16 protein-coding genes are annotated in these 19,752 nt (G+C 48.4%); 13 read left to right on the top strand and 3 right to left on the bottom strand.

Annotated features, from left to right (window positions below; genetic code table 11):
- Positions 1 to 104: 104 nt before the first annotated feature.
- The 8 genes from argC (at position 105) to EL268_RS02260 (ending at position 10,867) form a co-directional block, all read left to right on the top strand.
- Positions 105 to 1,145, top strand: coding sequence for an N-acetyl-gamma-glutamyl-phosphate reductase (gene argC, locus EL268_RS02225; RefSeq protein WP_106656814.1), 1,041 nt, complete (start codon positions 105 to 107; stop codon positions 1,143 to 1,145).
- Between the two features lie 13 nt (positions 1,146 to 1,158).
- On the top strand, positions 1,159 to 1,956 hold the full coding sequence (gene argB / locus EL268_RS02230; RefSeq protein WP_106656813.1) for an acetylglutamate kinase: 798 nt from the start codon (positions 1,159 to 1,161) through the stop codon (positions 1,954 to 1,956).
- Positions 1,957 to 1,974: 18 nt separating this feature from the next.
- Complete coding sequence (locus tag EL268_RS02235) at positions 1,975 to 3,156, top strand: aspartate aminotransferase family protein (protein WP_106656812.1); 1,182 nt, start codon at positions 1,975 to 1,977, stop codon at positions 3,154 to 3,156.
- 149 nt (positions 3,157 to 3,305) lie between these two features.
- On the top strand, positions 3,306 to 4,412 hold the full coding sequence (locus EL268_RS02240; RefSeq protein WP_088909679.1) for a carbamoyl phosphate synthase small subunit: 1,107 nt from the start codon (positions 3,306 to 3,308) through the stop codon (positions 4,410 to 4,412).
- Complete coding sequence (gene carB, locus EL268_RS02245; protein WP_106656811.1) at positions 4,405 to 7,647, top strand: carbamoyl-phosphate synthase (glutamine-hydrolyzing) large subunit; 3,243 nt, start codon at positions 4,405 to 4,407, stop codon at positions 7,645 to 7,647. Before EL268_RS02240 ends, carB begins: the two co-directional genes overlap by 8 nt.
- Positions 7,592 to 8,563 carry an ornithine carbamoyltransferase gene (gene argF / locus EL268_RS02250; protein ID WP_106656810.1) on the top strand — a complete coding sequence of 324 codons (972 nt, stop codon included), beginning with the start codon at positions 7,592 to 7,594 and terminating at the stop codon, positions 8,561 to 8,563. The genes carB and argF overlap by 56 nt, the downstream gene beginning before the upstream one ends.
- A 431-nt stretch (positions 8,564 to 8,994) precedes the next feature.
- Positions 8,995 to 9,546, top strand: coding sequence for a DUF5317 domain-containing protein (locus EL268_RS02255; protein WP_106656809.1), 552 nt, complete (start codon positions 8,995 to 8,997; stop codon positions 9,544 to 9,546).
- A complete protein-coding gene (locus tag EL268_RS02260) occupies positions 9,530 to 10,867 on the top strand; it encodes an HD-GYP domain-containing protein (protein ID WP_106656808.1) in 1,338 nt (445 codons plus the stop codon). Before EL268_RS02255 ends, EL268_RS02260 begins: the two co-directional genes overlap by 17 nt.
- Positions 10,868 to 10,895: 28 nt before the next feature.
- On the opposite strand, the gene EL268_RS02265 is transcribed toward EL268_RS02260, so the two are convergent.
- Positions 10,896 to 11,435: a histidine phosphatase family protein gene (locus tag EL268_RS02265; RefSeq protein WP_106656807.1), complete on the bottom strand. Its 540-nt coding sequence runs from the start codon at positions 11,433 to 11,435 to the stop codon at positions 10,896 to 10,898.
- A gap of 277 nt (positions 11,436 to 11,712) precedes the next feature.
- Between EL268_RS02265 and EL268_RS02270 the strand changes: the two genes are divergently transcribed.
- Entirely contained in the window at positions 11,713 to 12,972 is a 1,260-nt protein-coding gene (locus EL268_RS02270) for an argininosuccinate synthase (protein ID WP_106656806.1), read from the top strand.
- The gene (gene argH, locus EL268_RS02275; RefSeq protein WP_106656805.1) at positions 12,969 to 14,414 is read left to right on the top strand and encodes an argininosuccinate lyase; all 1,446 of its coding nucleotides are present in this window, start codon (positions 12,969 to 12,971) and stop codon (positions 14,412 to 14,414) included. The genes EL268_RS02270 and argH overlap by 4 nt, the downstream gene beginning before the upstream one ends.
- Positions 14,415 to 14,474: 60 nt before the next feature.
- Here argH and EL268_RS02280 read toward each other — a convergent pair whose 3' ends face one another.
- Positions 14,475 to 15,386, bottom strand: coding sequence for an acetamidase/formamidase family protein (locus EL268_RS02280; protein ID WP_106656804.1), 912 nt, complete (start codon positions 15,384 to 15,386; stop codon positions 14,475 to 14,477).
- Positions 15,387 to 15,525: 139 nt separating this feature from the next.
- Here EL268_RS02280 and EL268_RS02285 point away from each other — a divergent pair, with 139 nt between their 5' ends.
- On the top strand, positions 15,526 to 16,626 hold the full coding sequence (locus tag EL268_RS02285) for a GerAB/ArcD/ProY family transporter (protein ID WP_106656803.1): 1,101 nt from the start codon (positions 15,526 to 15,528) through the stop codon (positions 16,624 to 16,626).
- Between the two features lie 53 nt (positions 16,627 to 16,679).
- On the opposite strand, the gene EL268_RS02290 is transcribed toward EL268_RS02285, so the two are convergent.
- The gene (locus EL268_RS02290; RefSeq protein ID WP_106656802.1) at positions 16,680 to 17,837 is read right to left on the bottom strand and encodes an iron-containing alcohol dehydrogenase; all 1,158 of its coding nucleotides are present in this window, start codon (positions 17,835 to 17,837) and stop codon (positions 16,680 to 16,682) included.
- Positions 17,838 to 18,168: 331 nt separating this feature from the next.
- Here EL268_RS02290 and ftsE point away from each other — a divergent pair, with 331 nt between their 5' ends.
- Both ftsE and ftsX read left to right on the top strand, forming a co-directional pair.
- Positions 18,169 to 18,855, top strand: coding sequence for a cell division ATP-binding protein FtsE (ftsE, locus tag EL268_RS02295; RefSeq protein ID WP_069850788.1), 687 nt, complete (start codon positions 18,169 to 18,171; stop codon positions 18,853 to 18,855).
- Positions 18,845 to 19,741, top strand: a complete 897-nt coding sequence (gene ftsX, locus EL268_RS02300; RefSeq protein ID WP_048034987.1) for a permease-like cell division protein FtsX — start codon at positions 18,845 to 18,847, stop codon at positions 19,739 to 19,741. The genes ftsE and ftsX overlap by 11 nt, the downstream gene beginning before the upstream one ends.
- The last annotated feature ends 11 nt before the right edge of the window (positions 19,742 to 19,752 follow it).

The raw sequence follows: 19,752 nt of genomic DNA on the forward strand, positions 1-19,752 counted from the left end.
GTGCTTTTTTCTTTGGACGTAAAAAAGTTTTTTTGTTGTATTCTAAATGGATTTTTATTATTATTCATGTATAAAAATACAGTATGGAATAAAGGGGAGAGAGCATGGTTCGGGTCGGGATTGTTGGAGCAACGGGTTATGGTGGCGCGGAGTTGATCCGTCTTTTGGCTGGGCATCCGCATGTTGAGATTGCCAATTTATATTCAAGTTCATCAGAAGGAGAAGGCTTGGAAAAATCGTTTCCACATGCAGCAGGACTCGGGTTGCCCACATTGTCACCAATTGATGCAGACAGCATGAGCGGTGTGAACGATTTGATCTTCCTCGCTACGCCTGCGGGAGTAAGTAGCGGGCTATCTCCGAAGTTGGTCGAAAAAGGTGTAAAGGTCATTGATTTATCGGGGGATTTTCGTCTGGAAAATGGTGCGGTCTACAAAACGTGGTACAAACATGAGCCGGCCCCTTCCCAATGGGTAGAAGCAGCGGTTTACGGTTTAACTGAGTGGAATCAAGAGCAAGTGGCGGGGGCCAGTCTCATAGCAAATCCAGGGTGCTATCCCACTGCTACGCTCCTCGCCTTGCTACCGCTGGTGAAGACAGGTTGGGTACAGTCAGATAGTTGGATCGTCGATGCCAAATCAGGTGTGTCCGGCGCTGGACGTGGAGTATCGCTCGGTGTTCATTACAGCGAGATTAATGAAAGCATTCATGCTTATAAAGTGGCGAGTCATCAGCATACACCAGAGATTGAACAGGAGCTGCAAAAACAGAGCGGGGAAGAGACGCTTGTTCAATTTACGCCGCATCTGGTGCCGATGACCCGAGGGATTTTAGTCACAGCTTACGGACAACTTACCACTGATGTCACACAAGCGCAAATTCAGGAGCTATACGAAGCTGCTTATGCGGATAAGCCATTTGTGCGCGTACGTCCTGCAGGCAGTCATCCACATACGAAAGAAGTTTATGGCTCCAATTATTGCGATATCGCCATCCATGTTGATCAGCGCACGAAGCGTGTCATCTTGCTGTCGGTAATCGATAATATGATGAAGGGCGCAGCCGGTCAAGCCGTACAAAACATGAATGTCATGTTTGATTTGCCTGAAAAAACGGGTTTGCCACTCGTACCTGTATACCCGTAGAGGAGGAGAGCAGATGCAAGGAATTGTCGTGATCAAATGTGGCGGAAGCACCATGGATCAGCTGCCTGACTCCTTCTTTCAGGCGATTGCCGGACTGCAGGCACAGGGACAAGAGATCGTCATCGTCCATGGGGGCGGACCTGCCATTAACAGTATGCTCGATCGAGTTCAGATCACTCCGCAATTTGTCGATGGGCTTCGTGTTACCTGCGAGGACACGCTGCGTGTTGTAGAGATGGTCTTGTGCGGCAGTATCAACAAGGCGCTGGTAAAAAGGCTGACACAGGCAGGAGCCAAGGCTTGGGGAGTTAGTGGCATCGATGGTCAGACTCTTTTAGCAACAAAAACACCCAAGCCACTCGGATGGGTAGGAGAAATCAAAAAGGCTGATACGACCATTCCGAAAGCGATTCTTGGGCAGGGCTACGTCCCGGTGATTGCTCCCCTTTCCGTTAGTGAAGATGGCACAGAGACATTTAATGTCAATGCTGATGTAGCCGCAGGAGCGATTGCAGCAGCACTCAGCGCCGAAAAGCTGATCATGGTGACAGACGTTCCGGGCATTATGCAGCCACAGCCAGACGGAACCAAGGCAGTAGTGCCAGCAACAAGTGCAGAAGAGATACAGGAAATGATTCGGGCAGAGATTATTACTGGCGGAATGATTCCGAAGGTTCAGGCAGCTCTCGACGCTCTCGGACAGGGCGTGGAGCAGGTTGTCATCTGCCGGGGAACCGCTGATGATCTGCTCGGTGTTTGTGCGGGGCAGGCAGTTGGGACAACAGTCCGTATGAATGTCAATTACGTTTAGGTGAGGAGGGAAATGAATATGCATACAACAACAGCGCCTGTACATCTCATGAATAACTATGCGAGATGGCCAATCAGTTTGGTAAAAGGACAAGGAAACCAGGTGTGGGATGATCAAGGCAAGCAATATCTCGATTTTACCTCAGGAATTGCTGTGACCTCGTTAGGGCATGTTCCGCCAAAAGTAACGGCAAAGCTGCACGAGCAGCTCGATACGTTGTGGCATTGCTCGAATTTGGTGCATGTTCCTCAGCAAGAGATTTTGGCGGAAAAGCTGAGCCGTCTGTCTGGACTGGATCAGGCTTTTTTCTGCAACAGTGGAGCGGAGGCGAATGAAGGCTTGATCAAGCTCGCCCGCCGCTATGCACAAAAAGTAAAAGGGACCGATCGTTACGAAATCATCAGCTTTGAACAGTCTTTTCATGGACGGACATTGGCTACCCTGACGGCTACCGGACAGGAAAAGGTGAAGGACGGATTCGCGCCATTGCCGCAAGGATTTGTCACCGTTCCTTACAACGACCTTGATGCAGTCAAGTCAGCAATTACAGACAAGACATGCGCGATCATGCTGGAGCTGGTTCAGGGAGAAGGCGGTGTACATCCAGCGGAAGAGGCGTGGGTGAAGGCGCTGCGTGAATTGTGCGATACACACGGATTGCTGCTACTGGTAGATGAGATACAGACGGGGATTGGGCGCACGGGTACATGGTTTGCCTTCCAGCACTATGACGTGAAGCCAGATGCGATTTCATTGGCAAAAGGCTTGGGAAGTGGTTTCCCGATTGGAGCGGTAGTCGCGACCAAAGAAGTAGCAGAAGCGTTTGCTCCAGGTACGCATGGCACTACTTTTGGCGGGAATCCATTGGCAGCAACCGCTGGAATCGCGACGCTTGCGACGATGGAAGAGGAGCAGATTTTGGAGCGGGTAGCCCATATCCATGACGTATTGATCAAAGAGCTGGAGAAGCTCAAGGCAGAGCATCCAGACAAAGTGGTTACGGTTCGGGGAAAAGGGTTGCTTCTCGGTGTGGAGCTAACGATTCCTGCTGGTGAGCCGGTCGCGTATGCACGGGAAAAAGGAGTCATTCTGCTGATGGCTGGCCCGCAGGTAGTGAGACTCTTGCCTTCGTTTGTGACGACAGATGCTGAAATAAAGCAAGCCATTACTGTATTAAGCGAGGCGCTGTCGCAGGTTTAGATAAAAAAAGCATAAGATGCAACGAGTGGAAGTGGTCAAAAACTCGTTGCATTTTTATAATCCCAAATGTATATTAATACAAAAGGTTGCATAAATTTTCGGTAAAGAGCGATCAGGCCGGTGCCCATTGGAGAGGAGTGGATTCATAGATGGATAGAGAGAATCAATCGTTAGGAACAGGATATTTAACGCTGGAGAGCGGCGAGGTTTTTACAGGAAAGCTGTATGGCGCCCCCATTAACGGATTCGGAGAAGTGGTTTTTCATACAGGAATGACGGGATACCAAGAGGTGATGACAGACCCTTCTTTTGCAGGGCAAATCGTTACCTTCACGTATCCCTTGATCGGAAACTACGGGATCAACGAAAAGGATTATGAGGCAGCCAAGCCAGCGTTGACAGGGATGATTGTCAGCGAGCTATGCACGGAACCAAGCCATTACGAATCAAACATGACGTTGGCCCAAGCGGCAGAAGCATTTGGATTCCCGATCCTTGCGGGGATTGATACGCGAACGATTACCAAGCGCGTCCGTCAAGACGGTACGGTATTCGGGGTCATTTCCGATCAGCCTATGCAGGTAGAGGAAGTGGTGTCGCTGCGCTACAAGCACGCCAAGAAATCATTAGTTGCCAACGTATCCAGACAACAAGTGGAACGTTATCCGGGAACAGGCGAGCATGTCGTCTTGATTGACCTCGGCATGAAGCAATCGATTTTGGATGCCCTTCTCCAACAGGGCTGCCGTGTCACGGTCGTTCCCTTTGATACGAGTTTTGCCCAAATCAATGCTCTCGCACCAGACGGCTTACTGTTTTCGAATGGGCCTGGCGATCCGGAGCACTTGCTTGCGTATTGCAGCGAATGGCGCAAAGCCGTGGAGCAGTACCCGACATTGGGCATTTGTTTGGGGCATCAAGTATTGGCGTTGATGTATGGCGGCAAGACAGAAAAGCTCGCATACGGTCACCGCGGCAGCAATCATCCAGTCAAGGATCTGATGACTGGCAAAGTATATATGAGTTCACAAAATCATGGGTATGTGGTCAAGGAAGAATCTCTGGATAAACGTCAGTTAACGGTTTCCTATCGCAATGTCAATGACGGTTCAGTCGAAGGACTGCGTCACGTCAGTTTGCCTGTTTTCAGTGTCCAGTTCCATCCGGAAGCACATCCGGGCCCGAGTGATACATCCCACATTTTCCACCAATTCTTGCAGTCGATGCGCGTAGTAGGAGCGAAGAGATATGCCTAAATTGCCACACATTCATAAAGTATTGGTCATTGGTTCTGGCCCGATCGTCATCGGGCAGGCAGCGGAGTTTGATTATGCAGGCGCACAGGCTTGCCTTTCCCTAAAAGAAGCTGGCGTGCAGGTCGTGCTGGTGAATAACAATCCGGCAACGATTATGACAGACGAACAAGTAGCGGACAAAGTATATCTGGAGCCGCTCACGGTGGAATCCGTGACAGCTATTATCGCAAAAGAGCGTCCCGATGGCCTCTTGCCTACGCTAGGCGGCCAAACGGGACTTAATCTTGCTGTTTCGCTGGCAGAAGCGGGCGTGCTGGAAACGTACAGCGTCCAACTGTTGGGTACGCCGCTGGCTGCCATTCAAAACGGGGAAGACCGTGAGCTGTTCAAGCAATTGATGCAACAAATCGGAGAGCCTGTTCCTGAGAGCGATACAGTCGAATCTGTAGAAGCAGCCATCGAGTTTGCGAACGCTATCGGCTATCCAGTGATCGTGCGTCCTGCTTATACACTCGGAGGAGCAGGTGGCGGGATCGCAGGAGATGAAGCGACCTTGCGAAAGGTTGCAGCCGGTGGCATTGCGGCTAGCCCAATCGGTCAGGTACTGATTGAGCGCAGTGTAAAAGGCTGGAAAGAGATTGAATACGAGGTCATGCGGGACGCAAATGATACCTGCATGATTGTGTGCAATATGGAAAATTTGGATCCGGTAGGGATTCATACGGGAGACAGTATTGTCGTCGCGCCATCTCAGACGCTGACAGATCGCCAGTACCAAATGCTGCGCAGCGTATCAACGAAAGTAATTCGTTCGCTTGGGGTAGTCGGCGGTTGCAATATTCAATTTGCGCTTGATCCGAATTCTGATCGGTATGTGCTGATCGAAGTAAATCCGCGGGTAAGCCGTTCAAGTGCGTTGGCGTCCAAAGCAACAGGCTATCCAATCGCGCGGATCGCCGCCAAGCTCGCATTGGGCTACGGACTGGATGAGGTACTCAATCCAATCACGGGATATACGTACGCTAGCTTTGAACCAGCGTTGGACTACATCGTTGTCAAAATCCCGCGCTTCCCGTTTGACAAATTCCCACTGGCAGACCGCAAGCTGGGAACGCAAATGAAAGCGACTGGCGAGGTCATGTCGATCGCCCGCAATCTGGAAGCAGGACTTTTGAAGGCAGTTCGTTCTCTAGAACAGGGCTGCACACATTTGACTCGACCAGAGCTGGCATCCTGGACGCATGAGGAGCTTGCACATTCCTTGCAGGAAGCAACTGATATCAGACTGTTTGTTTTTGCCGAGGCGATCCGCAAAGGCTTTACAGAAAGTGAGCTGCACAGCCTGACTGGTGTCGATCCGTTTTTCTTGCGGAGCTTGCGTAAAATCGTGGACTTGGAAGTAGAGCTGTCTTGCCACGACAGGAAAACACTGACCCCAGAGCTGTTGTTGGAAGCAAAGCGTCGCGGGTTTGCCGATGAAACCATCGCTTCACTGGTTGGTGCAACACCTGCCGAAATCAAATCACTTCGTCAAGAATCGGGCATTACGCCTACTTATAAAATTGTGGACACTTGTGCAGCAGAATTCGACGCCCAAACCCCTTACTACTATTCGGATTGGCAAGGAATAGATGAGGTCGAGCCACTGTCTGGCCGAAAAGTATTGGTACTTGGCTCAGGTCCCATTCGCATCGGTCAGGGTATCGAGTTTGACTACTGCTCCGTGCATGCAGCCAAAGCGCTTCAGGCAAGCGGTATTGCGGCTGTCGTTGTGAACAACAATCCAGAGACGGTCAGCACTGATTATGAAACTGCCGACCATCTTTATTTTGAACCGCTTCACGTAGAAGACGTGCTGCATATCGCAGAACGCGAACACGTTGAGGGCGTCATGGTTCAGTTCGGGGGTCAAACCGCGATCAATCTGGCGGCCAAGCTGGAGCATGCGGGGCTGAAAGTAATGGGGACGTCACTTACAGCCATCGAACGCGCGGAGGATCGCGAGCTGTTCTACGCCATGCTGCGCAAGCTGGACATTCCGCATATCCCTGGTAAAGGAGTCTCGTCCTTGGAGGATGCGACCGCGATTGCGGAGGAAATCGGCTTCCCTGTTTTGATGCGACCTTCGTACGTCATCGGCGGGCAAGGCATGGTAGTCGTCCACAATATCGAGGAGCTGCAAGCTACTATTCACGACTGGTTGAACCATCCGGACATGAGCATGTTTTTCCCACTCCTCGTGGATAAATACGTTCCAGGCAAGGAAGCAGAAGTAGATGCGGTATGCGACGGACAATCTGTCATCATCCCAGGGATTTTCCAGCATGTGGAGAGAGCGGGCATCCACTCAGGCGACAGTGTAGCCTTGTTCCCGGCTCCTCAGCTGACGGATGACATCAAGCACAAAATCGCCAGCTATACAGAAGCAATCGCGAGGGAAATGGAAGCGGTCGGGTTAATCAATATCCAGTTTGTCATTGATGGCGAAACGGTTTATGTACTGGAGGTCAATCCTCGTGCTTCACGGACCGTACCGATTACGAGCAAAGTGACTGGCATCCCGATGGTTCAACTGGCAGTTCGCGCACAATTGGGTGAAAAGCTGTCGGAGATGGGCTACGGTACAGGGCTTTTGCCAGAGATTCCTTTTGCAGTGGTCAAGGCACCGGTTTTCTCCACGATCAAGCTGAACGGCGTAGACCCGGTACTAGGTCCAGAGATGAAATCGACGGGGGAAGTCCTCGGCTTGGGGCATTCTTTCGAAGAGGCAGCAGGCAAAGCCTTTGCTTTCAAGGACAATTTGTACGGCGACTGGCAAAAAGGTCAGTTGGTCATGATTTCTCTGGCAGATGGAGATAAGCAGGACGGCGTAAAAGAATCAATCGGACAAATTCAAGCAGACGGTGCCAAACTGGCGGCGACTCCGGGAACGGCCGAGTGGCTTGAAGCCGAAGGAATTGGCGTGAAGCACATCGTGGCAGATGAAGCGGCGTGGATCGAGCTGTTGCAAAAAGAAGAAGCGGCTTTCGCTCTCGTTACTGCGACGAAAGGCAATCGTCAGGGCCGGACAGGATTTGCTCTGCGAAGCCGTATGGTGCAACAAGGTGTGCCATTGTTCTCCGCTGTCGATACGTTCGAGTTATATGTGAAGTCTATTATGAAGAAAAGAGGTGGCTCGCATGCAGCCAGTGAAGATATTGGAACACTTTCAAAACTTGCCGTTACAAAAGCATAAAGGAAAAGATTTCTTGCGCGTCGATGAATTCAACGGGGAAGAATTGATGGAGCTGCTCCATCTGTCTGCTCACGTCAAGCAATTGCAAAAGCTGGGACAGCCATTCCAGCCTTTGCAAGGCAAGACGTTGGGGATGATCTTTGACAAGGCTTCGACCCGCACGCGCGTCTCCTTTGAAGTAGGGATGCATCAGTTGGGCGGCTTGGGGATGTTCATGAGTGGAAAAGAGCTACAGCTCGGACGCGGGGAGCCGATCAGCGACACAGCGAAAGTTCTCTCTCGGTACGTGGATGCCATCATGATTCGCACCTTTTCCCACTCCTATGTAGAAGAGCTTGCTGAGCACGCGTCGATCCCTATTATCAATGGCTTGACCGATCTGTACCATCCTTGCCAGGCGTTGGCTGATCTGCTGACGATCTGGGAGCATAAAGGCAAGCTGAAAGGAGTCAAGCTCGCCTATGTAGGAGATGGCAACAACGTGGCGAACTCACTGGTGCTGGGCGCAGCTCTGCTAGGCCTGGATGTGAGAGTGGCGACTCCGGCAGGCTACGAAATGGATGCAGCAATTGTCGCAAAAGCTACAGAATATGCGAAACAAAGCGGTGGAAAAATGATGGTGACCACCGATCCGACAGAGGCTGTCATGGGGGCAGATGCTGTATACACGGACGTTTGGACTAGTATGGGTTTTGAAGAAGAAAATGAGATACGATTGAAAGCATTTGCCGACTATCAAGTGAACGAAAAATTGGTAGCAGCGGCAAATCGTGATTATCTCTTCTTGCACTGCTTGCCAGCGCATCGTGGGGAAGAAGTGACAACCGGGGTCATCGACGGATCGCGCTCTGTTATTTTTGATCAGGCTGAAAATAGATTGCACGCACAAAAGGCGATATTGGCGGCGCTGGTGTGAACATAGTTCTAGTTAAATAGAACTAGCTGTAATTAAATCGAATAGACTATGAATCTATGATTGCCGAATTTTGTCACTTATGTGTAAAATAAAGGTAGGAAAGAAGCAAGGAAGTACGGACTGTATCTGGTCGCTTGGTCCGTATGGAGCCAGTAGCGAATCCAACCTTTTCCGTAATGGAAAAGGAAAGGGGAGCAGGGGCTGTACTTGGTCGCTTGGCCTCTGCATCACGGACAGTAGCGAAGCCAGCTTTCTCCACTATGCCTGAAGGGGGGAAAAGAAAATGAAAAAATGGTTCGCAGCAATTATGATGGTGGTAGCAATCGTAGCAGCTACTTCTGCAAACTTCCATATTGGATAAATAAGCGTAATGGAGAAACAAACACCGCTTGGCTGAGTGGTGTTTTTTCTTCAAGCTTGGAGGAAACAACATGCTATTGGATGTAATTGCCCTATCTTTTCTCGTAGCATTGCTGCGAGGGGGAAGAATCAAAGAATTACCTAAATTCAACCAAATGAAACTTCTTATCGTTACTATATTGCTGCAGGCTTGTGCAGTCTTCTTCCCTACGATCGGTGGCATTTTCATATCGATCGCGTATGTGTTTATTTTGGCCTTCCTCGTTTTTAATCGAGAATTTGAAGATATGCGGATTTTTTTAATCGGCTGGTTTCTGAATGCGATTGCAATTTGGTCTAACAATGGAAAAATGCCAATCGATTTAGTTCAAGCAGCAAAGCTTCCTTATGATTTAGAGCCAGTTATAAACGGGACGAATTTCAAGCATAGTGTATTGACGGAAAGTTCAAATTTTCCGTTTTTGACGGATGTCATTTACATGCCATCTTTCATTCCTCGGATTATTAGCATCGGCGATATTTTTATTATGTTAGGTGCCTTTTTACTTGTTCAGCGATTGATGAATAAACCGATTTCATTACTACAACTTCGCGAAGGTAAAAGTTATGCGACAAAAAACTGATTATGCGGTTTGGATAAAAGGGATTGTTGTACAGGTTGGATTTGTCATTGCAGCAATCTATATTTTTTACACATCTTCATCTGAATGGGCTGCTCGTGAGCATTGGGGGGTATTATCTACCTACACCCTCCTGACCATTTTTTCCTGTTTTGCTCCCGTGCGTATATCTAATACGATTTTAACAGTGAACAATGCTGTAATCTTTTCGGGTATCTTGTTGTACGGAGTCTGGGTCGGAGTATGGGCTGCTGTTATTGAATCTTTAATCATTGCTTTCCTGGTAAGGTTTAATCCGCTAAAAGCTATTATTAACATTGGGCAATTGTTAATGACAATATGGACAGTAGCGTTTTTGAAGGATTGGATCGAGGGCTTCGGAACTGTTTCTCCCATTATTAGCGATTTGTTTTTGGCTGTTGTGTATTGGTTTGTGAACCTGACTTTATGTGGATTGGGTATCTCCTATTTTCATCAAATGACATGGGCGCGAACCGTAAAGATGATGGCAAAAGGCTTTACCTCGACTTACTTGTTGCTTTTAATTCTAGCCGGAGTAGGTTCACGATTAGTAGAGTTATATGGTCCGTTAACGCTAATTCCTATGATGATTGCGTTTATTACGATCAGCTACGTCTTTCATCATTACTATGACAATCTTCAAAGGCTTCAGCAAAAAGTAGAAGAGGTCAAATCATTCAATCACAACTTCTTAACGACGATGGCTGCTTCCATTGACGCACGAGATCGATACACAAGTGGACATTCTCAGCGTGTAGCTTACTGGGGAAGAGAAATTGCGAGAGATATTGGTTTGGCCGAACGAAAAGTGGAGGATGTTTATATCGGGGGAATCCTGCACGACATTGGAAAAATCGGCATCGAAGACGAAATTCTCAATAAAAAAGGAAAGCTGACCCCGGAAGAGTACGACAAGATCAAGCAGCACACGGTCATTGGCTACGAAATTATTTTGCAAGCAGGGATGTTCAATGAATTGCTTCCTGCGATCCGCTCCCATCATGAGCGAATAGACGGAAGGGGATATCCGGATGGTTTAGCCGGGGATGAGATTCCGCTGATGGCGAGAATTTTAGCCATTTCAGATGCTTTCGATGCGATGGTCGCGGACAGGCCATATCGAAAAGGTTTGCCTGTGGAGGAAGCGCTTCAAGAAATCAGACGGGGCTCCGGTACCCAATTTGATCCGATATTGGCGGAGCATTTTATCAGAATCGTTCAGCGACTGCCGTACGAAGAGTTGCAGAGCATTATCGGAATAGAGTCCATCCCACAAAAACAGTTACAGGAGGCAATGAGATGAACTGCCCCTTGTAACTGTTTTTATTCGTTTACGACCATATGCGGACGAGCTCTCTGGTTTCTAAATGGCAGGTAAGCTTGAATACATCTGGATTGCTTAATTTCTCCCAATCGTGAAAGCCAAAGCGGTCATCAATTGATTTCATGAGCAAGGCCAGCAGGCATCCATGGCTAACAAGCACAATTTCTTTATGCGTATCTGCCAAAATCTCAGTGAGCAACGAATTTGCCCGATTTATAGCAGTAAGACTGGATTCGCCCCCTTCGAATGCAAGAGTCAAGTCATCGAACGTATCGCGCAGTCGCTCGAACCAATCCTCACGTGGTATTTCGCTAAGGACGCGCTCGACCAAACGCGTGTCTTCTTCAACTACGATTCCGCGTTCCTGTGCAAGTGGCTGGATGCTGGCAATTGCCCGATGATACGGACTCGAAATGATTCGATCAATGTGGGAACTTGCGAAGAAGGAGGCAAGCTCCCGAGCTTGTACTTCTCCCTTTTCCGTGAGCAGGGCTTCGGGTTCTTGGCCAGCAGCCTGACAATGACGTACCAAATAAATTGTTTTCATAAATCCCTCCAACAGACTTCTCCTATGTAATTCCTCCTTTCATTCATTCTCTATCTTGGATAAGTTTCCCTTTCAAACGCGCAACGTTTATGCATAAACAGATGATGAGTATGCATAAAAACAAGATACTCTTTATGCGAGAAATGCATAATTTCTTTGCATTCCTGTTTTTGTCTGTGAATTCACAAGAAATATACAAGAAAAATAGTTGTATTTTTATTAGTTCATTTGTATAATTACTCGCATAAGAGAAACTTCGAAACGGGGAGAGAGAATGATGGCAAAAGATAAAATTGTGTTGGCCTACTCAGGCGGTTTAGATACATCGGTAGCAATTAAATGGCTGCAAGATACGTATAACTACGATGTCATTGCAGTGGCATTGGATGTAGGGGAAGGGAAAGACCTCGATTTCGTACAGAAAAAAGCATTGCAGGTAGGGGCATTGAAATCAATCGTAGTGGATGCAAAGGAAGCATTCGCAGAGGAATTCGTATTGCCAGCTCTGAAGGCAAACGCGATGTACGAAGGGAAGTATCCGCTGGTGTCTGCACTGTCGCGTTACCTGATTTCGCGCGTGCTGGTTGAAATCGCGGAAAAAGAAGGCGCGGTAGCTGTCGCACACGGTTGCACAGGAAAAGGAAACGACCAGGTGCGTTTCGATGTTTCCTTCACAGCGCTGAACCCGGATATCAAAATCGTGGCGCCGGTTCGTGAATGGGGCTGGACGCGTGACGAAGAGATTGAATATGCGAAAAAGAACAATATCCCGATCCCAATCGATCTGGACAATCCATACAGCATTGACCAAAACCTGTGGGGCAGAAGCTGCGAGTGCGGTGTTCTGGAAGATCCATGGGCTGCTCCTCCAGAAGGTGCATACGATCTGACGAAGTCGATCATGGATGCTCCAGACGAGGCAGAAGAAATCGAAATCACTTTCGTGCAAGGGAAGCCAACTGCATTGAACGGCGAAGAGCTTCCACTGGCTGAGCTGATCCTTAAGCTGAACAAAATCGCTGGTAACCATGGCGTAGGTCGTATCGACCATGTGGAAAACCGTTTGGTGGGCATCAAATCTCGCGAAGTTTACGAGACACCGGCTGCGACTACTTTGATTTTGGCTCACCGTGAGCTGGAATTCTTGACGCAACCTCGTGAGGTCGCTCAGTTTAAACCGATCGTTGAGCAAAAACTGGCGCAAGTGATTTACGAGGGTCTCTGGTATTCGCCAATTCGCAATGCTGTCCAGGCATTCATTGAAGAAACGCAAAAACACGTAACGGGTGTTGTACGCGTGAAGCTGCACAAAGGACATGCGATCGTTGTAGGCCGCACCTCTGCATCGTCTCTCTACAGCCATGAGCTGGCGACTTACAATGCAGGTGACCAATTCGACCACAAAGCAGCACTCGGTTTTATCAAGCTGTGGGGTCTGCCTACAAAGGTATACGCACAGGTAAACGAGGGTGTACTGCACGAGAATAAAAACACTGCCATTAAGATTTTGGATGAAAAGGATGCGATCAAGCAATGAAACTCTGGGGAGGACGCTTCACGAAGCCGACGAATCAACTCGTAGAAGAGTATACTGCTTCTATTTCTTTCGACCAGAAAATGTGGCGACAGGACATCGTCGGAAGCCTGGCTCATGTTGCCATGTTGGGCAAGTGCGGCATCCTGCCGATGGAGGAAGTAAGACAGATCATCGCTGGCTTGAAAAAAGTAAAAGAGAAAATTGAGCGCGGGCAAGCTGAGTTTCTCGTTGCGCACGAAGATGTGCATATGAATATTGAAAAGATGCTGATCGAAGAGATCGGTCCGGTGGGAGGCAAACTCCACACCGGCCGCAGCCGCAATGATCAGGTTGCGTTGGATATGCATCTGTACCTCAGAGAAAAGCTGATGGAGATTATCCAATTGGCGATGTATTTGCAAGAGGCATTGCTTGAGCAAGCGAGCCAGCATCTCGATACGGTCATGCCAGGTTATACACATTTGCAGCGTGCGCAGCCCGTATTGTTCGGCTATCACCTGATGGCGTATGTGTCCATGCTGCAACGCGATATCGAACGGATGACCGAGACGTGGAAGCGCGTGAATGTGCTGCCGCTTGGGGCAGGTGCCCTCGCAGGTACGACATTCCCGATCGACCGCACGTTTGTAGCGGAATTGCTGCAATTTGACGGTATCTATCAAAACAGCATGGATGCAGTGAGTGACCGTGACTTCATCGTCGAATTTTTGGCAGACGCTTCTTTGGTCATGACCCATCTTTCCCGTCTGTGCGAAGAGCTCGTCATCTGGAGCAGTCAGGAATTCTCCTTTGTGGAGCTGGACGATGCATTTTGCACGGGGTCCAGTATCATGCCGCAAAAGAAAAATCCTGATGTAGCAGAGCTGGTGCGCGGAAAAACAGGGCGTGTTTACGGCAATCTGTTTGGATTGTTGACCGTATTGAAAGGTTTGCCGCTGGCGTACAACAAGGACATGCAGGAAGATAAAGAAGGCATGTTCGATACGGTCGCTACCATTCATGGTGCACTGGCTTTGCTCACGCCGATGATTAAGACGATGCAAGTCAAAACAGATCGCATGCGTCAAGCCGTTACCAACGATTTTTCTAATGCGACAGACTTGGCAGATTACTTGGTTCGCAAAGACATGCCGTTCCGACAGGCACATGAAGTCGTAGGGAGAACCGTCTTGTACTGCATCGAGCAGCAAAAATATCTTCTCGATTTGACCTTGGAAGAATTTCAGAGCTTCTCAGAGGCTATTGGGGCCGATGTGTATGACGCTCTAGCTGTTGAGACAGTTGTCAATGCGCGCAACGTGTTGGGTGGGACTGCTCGTAATCAGGTAGAAGTCCAAATTGATTGGTACCGCAAGCAACTGGTGGAAACACATGCTTGGGTGGACAAAAACAGTCAAAAGGTCATGATTGAATCCCTGATCGATGTCGGTTCACCTGCATAAAAATGTGTATGTATGAAAAGCAAAAACCCCAAGCTTTGGGGGTTTTTTTGCGTTCTATCCTTATCTGCCGACTATTTTCGAATCAAAGCCTACTGCGGTTGCGTACGCAAGAGGCAACTCCATGCGGGCAGTCTTTAAAGGATCGACGACCTGACAAATACGCAAATCCCCCGCAGCGGAGAGCAGGAAGGCGGCTTCGGTCTTTTCTACGCCCAGCTCTTCGTGTAGAAATTGCACCATGTTGATTACTGCTCGATCCGCAGCCTTGTCCAGCTCTTTTTCCGACGCAATCGTGATCAAGTGCTCTTGGTTGATTGCCATCGGTAACGGCCACTGCTTGCCTTTTATCACATCGAGCTTTACGGTTACTTCTCCTGCAATTTCCACACCGCATACAGCTACTTCACCGTCAGCCATTGCAGCATGAAGGTCACCCAGGGCAAATAATGCGCCAGGAACATTTACGGGTAAAAGCAATGTCGTACCTTCACGCATTTGCTTGCAGTCCATATTGCCGCCGTGATCGCCCGGCGTACCGCATGAAATGGCTTCGTTGGCAGGAGCTGTTCCAATTACGCCAATCATGGGATTGATCGGAACCTGAAGCTTGTCTGACAACACAGCTTTTCCATCTTGTATCGGAATCATTTTGATCACATTTTCTTGCAAGTCGAATCCCATTACACCCAGTTCAGGTCCAGTAACCATTACGCCTTGGTTTTTAATCGTAATTTTCTGAATATGAACAACCAAAATATCGCCTGGTTCTGTTCCTACTATATAAATGGGGCCGGAAGCAGGGTTGATCCGATTCCAATCAAGCTCCTGAAATACGGTGTCAGCCGTTTGGATTTGGTCCTCGAAGCAATCGCAGGTTTCAAACGTTACGATACTGCCTGCTTCCACCTTCAAGACCGGCCGATTCTCAGGAGACATGGCATAAATCACGTCCTGCTTTTTTACTCTGTACATGGTTGCAGTCCTCCAGTCCATTTCAGAATTTACATATATTTCTTTATCATAGCATGAAATGCCTATGTGTTTAGCGCCGAATCATGGAGGAAATAATTGTACAAAGGGATCGAAGGCTTAAAGAGAGCAGGGAGCAAGCATGCAAGAGAGCTACAAGATCAGTCCCCGTCAACTATTGATGCTCGTCACCCTTGTTACCATTGGGGACTCCGTTCTCGTCCTGCCTGGCATGACGGCTGCACTCGCTAAACAGGATGCGTGGATATCCGTCCTAGTCGGGCTTGTGGTGGGACTGCTCAATATTGTCTTACTCATAACTGTGGGGAAGCTTTATCGGGATCAAAGCTTTTTCACCTTCATTGATCAAACCCTTGGAAGAGTGTTGGGAACGATCATTACACTCTCGTTTATTAGCTATACCTTGTTTTCAGCAGGGGCGCATGTGATGGAAATTGGCGACTTTGTTGGCACGCATCTATTGATCTCGACTCCAAGATTCGCGATACAGCTATTGTTTGTCATTGTGATTATGTTTGGTGTGAGATTGGGGCTGCAAACAGTCGCAGAATCGGCAGAAATCTATTTTGTCTGGTTCTTTTTCTTTTTTGGTTTACTCATGATTACTCTATTTCCACAGGCGGAAATGTCGAGAATTCAACCTGTATTTGAAAACGGGTGGAAGCCTATTTTGCAGGGATCTACAGCGGCAATTGCCTTTCCTTTTTCAGAGCTCGTCATTTTTATGGCGGTTCTTCCGTTTGTCTCGCCCATCCAAAAACGGATGAGATCTTTTTTTATGGGGACATTGCTTGGGGGAATTGTGCTGTTTATCATCATGGTGATGTGCATCCTTGTTTTGGGGGCAGATCAGACTGCGCGGCATTTTTATCCGACCTACGTCCTCATCAAACAGCTGAAGCTCGGGGATTTCATTCAGCGGCTAGAGGCGATTATCGCGGTGATCTGGTTTATCGCGGTGAGCGTCAAAATTACACTGTATTGCTTGTTTTTTCATTTGGGGATTCGTCACGTCTTTCGAATCGACAACTTCAAGGTTCTAATCTTTCCGTACATCATTTTGCTCATGGTAATGTCTACAATTTTCTCGCCCAATATTGTCGTCTATGGCGGCATCATTGCGAAGTACTGGCCATTCTATGATTTTACCTATAGCATCGGTGTACCGTTGGTGCTGTTATGCGGAAATCTAATTCGGAAAAAATGGCTGAATCAAAACTGACGAAAGTAACAAACGCCGTACTCCCATTTCTGGAAGGCGGCGTTTGTTTGTGCTTACAAAGACATGCGAAGAATCTGTGCCACATCATCACTCGTCAACGTTTTGAATTGGCCGATCGGGCCAAACGGAGTAGCTTTTTCGGCCATGAGCTGCAAATGCTCGTCGGTGATACCGTAATCAGCCAAGCGAGTAGGGGCACCGATACGCGCAAAGAAAGCTTCTGTAGCGGCAATCCCTTCCAAGGCGATCTCATCATCTGTCTTGCCGGAAGGATCGACATTCCATACCTCTGTTGCGAAGCGCACGAAGCGAGCGACGTTTTCACGGTACACATAGCGCATCCATTTCGGGAAGATGATCGCCAGACCGCCGCCGTGCGGGATGTCGTAAACCGCACTGACAGCATGCTCAATGGAGTGGGTTGCCCAGTCTGTTGTGACGCCAACCGGGAGAGTGCCGTTCAATGCCATTGTTCCGCAGTACAGGATGTTGGCGCGGGCATCGTAGTCTTCCGGATTGGTAAGGACGCGTTCTGCATTTTCGATGACGGTCTTCATGATTGACTCGGCAAAACGTGTTTGTAATGGGATTTCGGTTGTATGCGTGAAATATTGCTCGAATACATGGGACAAAATGTCGCTGATTCCGTAGATCGTTTGGTCGCGAGGTACGCTAAACGTATGCTCTGGGTCCAGAATCGAAAACGCCGGAAACGTCGTTCCAGCTCCATGCTTTTCTTGTGTCTCCCAGTTCGTGACGACACTTCCCCGATTCATTTCCGAACCAGTAGCAGCAAGCGTCAGGACGGTACCGAGGGGCAGAGCCTCTTGTGCGACCGCTTTACGGGTATAAAAATCCCATACATCTCCCTCATAAGGCACACCAATCGCGACTGCTTTGGCCGCGTCAATTACACTGCCACCACCAACAGCGAGTATCCAATTGACGCCCTCTTGACGGCATAGCTCAATTCCTTTGTTCACGGTACTCAGACGTGGATTTGGCTCGACTCCTGCCAACTCATGCACGCTACAGCCCGCAGACTGGAGGAGGGAAATCACTTTGTCGTAGAGTCCGGTTCGCTTTATACTGCCACCACCATATACCAAAAGAACAGTGGGACCTAGCTGTCTTGCTTTTTCCTCGAGCTGGGCCAATTGACCCCGTCCAAAAATCAGCTGTGTCGGGTTATGGTAAACAAAATTTTCCACGTTATAACCAGCTCCTTTTCCATGATGACGTCTTGTCACACTCATTGTAGCCAACTGTTTTCCATGATGCTAGGCGGGAATGTGCAATCTTATTTTCTCCCTAATTCGTGACAGTTGTTAACAATCGAAGCTGTTTCGACAAGAAATGAGAGATTTAGTGGATACCATCCGTGAATCGTGATGGTATAATGGATAAGATGGGAATTCCCGCTGTTTTTCAACAAGGTATGGCAGCGGTTGCTAGTGGGTAGAGGGGTTTTGTCGATTTTTACTTTAAAATTCAGGATCAAGATACATAGACAAGGATCTGACGAAGTAGGATGTGATTGGCTTGATCGAAATGTTCGATGTGTGGAAAACATACCCGAATGGAACGAATGCTTTGAAAGGTATCAACATTCGGATTGAGAAAGGTGAATTTGTGTACGTAGTAGGCCCCAGTGGTGCGGGTAAATCTACGTTTATCAAATTGATGTACCGTGAAGAGAAGCCGACGAAAGGACAAATTTTTTTGGGTGGCTTCAATGTCAGCAGAATCAAAGAGCGACAAATTCCATTGGTCCGCCGCAGTATCGGTGTCGTGTTCCAGGACTTCAAGCTGCTGCCGACGTTGACTGTTTTCGAAAACGTCGCATTTGCGATGGAAGTAATCGAGAGCAACCCGAAACAAATCAAGCCGCGCGTGATGGATGTTTTGGGACTGGTAAAGCTCAAGCATAAAGCAAAAATGCTGCCAAGCGAGTTGTCCGGTGGTGAGCAGCAACGTGTTGCCTTGGCGCGTGCACTGGTGAATAGTCCGGGAATTATTATCGCGGACGAGCCGACGGGGAACTTGGACCCTGAGACCTCTTGGGAAATCATGAAGCTGTTTGAAGAAATCAATCAGCGTGGCACGACAGTCGTCATGGCTACCCACAATAGAGAAATTGTCAACACCATGAGAAAACGGGTGATTGCGATCGAAGCAGGCCAAATTGCCCGTGATGAGCAGAGAGGGGAATACGGTTATGAAGATTAGAACGCTGGGACGCCATGTCCGTGAAGGGGTCAAAAACCTCGGGCGGAACGGCTGGATGTCGTTCGCTTCTATTAGCGCCGTGACCATTACTCTCTTTATTTTGGGCGTTTTCCTCATCCTGGCGATGAACGTCAATTACTTTGCGCAAACCGTAGAAAAACAAGTAGAAATTCGCGTCTTTATGGACTTGCTGGCGACGAAAGAAAACATCACGCAGGTTGAGAATAACATCAAGAAGCTTCCGCAAGTGGAGTCCGTTTCATTTATACCGAAAGACGAGGGGCTGAAGCAGTTTAAAGAGAGTCTTGGTGAAAAAGCGTACTTGTTTGAAGGATTGGAGGAAAGCAATCCTCTGCCGGATGCGTTTGTCGTGAAAACGAAGCAACCGCAAGACACTGCTGCTGTTGCCGCTCAAATTAAAAATCTTCAGTATGTCAAAAGCCTGACCTACGGGGAAGGCACTGTGGAAAAGCTGTTTTCCTTGACAGGAGCAGTCCGTAATGTCGGGATTGCCTTTATTATTGGACTTGGCTTTACAGCGATGTTCTTGATTGCCAACACGATTAAGCTGACAATTGTGGCACGTCGCAGAGAGATTGAAATCATGAAGCTGGTTGGTGCCACGAACTGGTTTATCCGTTGGCCATTCTTTGTGGAAGGGCTCATGATGGGTGTGGCAGGAGCATTGATTCCGACCATTATGTTAACGGTTGGATATTACTACCTCCTGGATGCCATTCACTCCAGCTTTGAAGCTTCCCAACTGTTTAAACTGTTGCCGCTATTCCCGCTCGTGTATCAAGTTGCGTTGGCTTTGCTGGCGATTGGTGCATTCATCGGGATTTGGGGAAGTTTGGTGTCCGTACGTCGCTTCTTGCGAGTTTAATAATTTGAAGA

It is taken from the genome of Brevibacillus brevis, assembly GCF_900637055.1.
Lineage (GTDB): Bacteria > Bacillota > Bacilli > Brevibacillales > Brevibacillaceae > Brevibacillus > Brevibacillus brevis.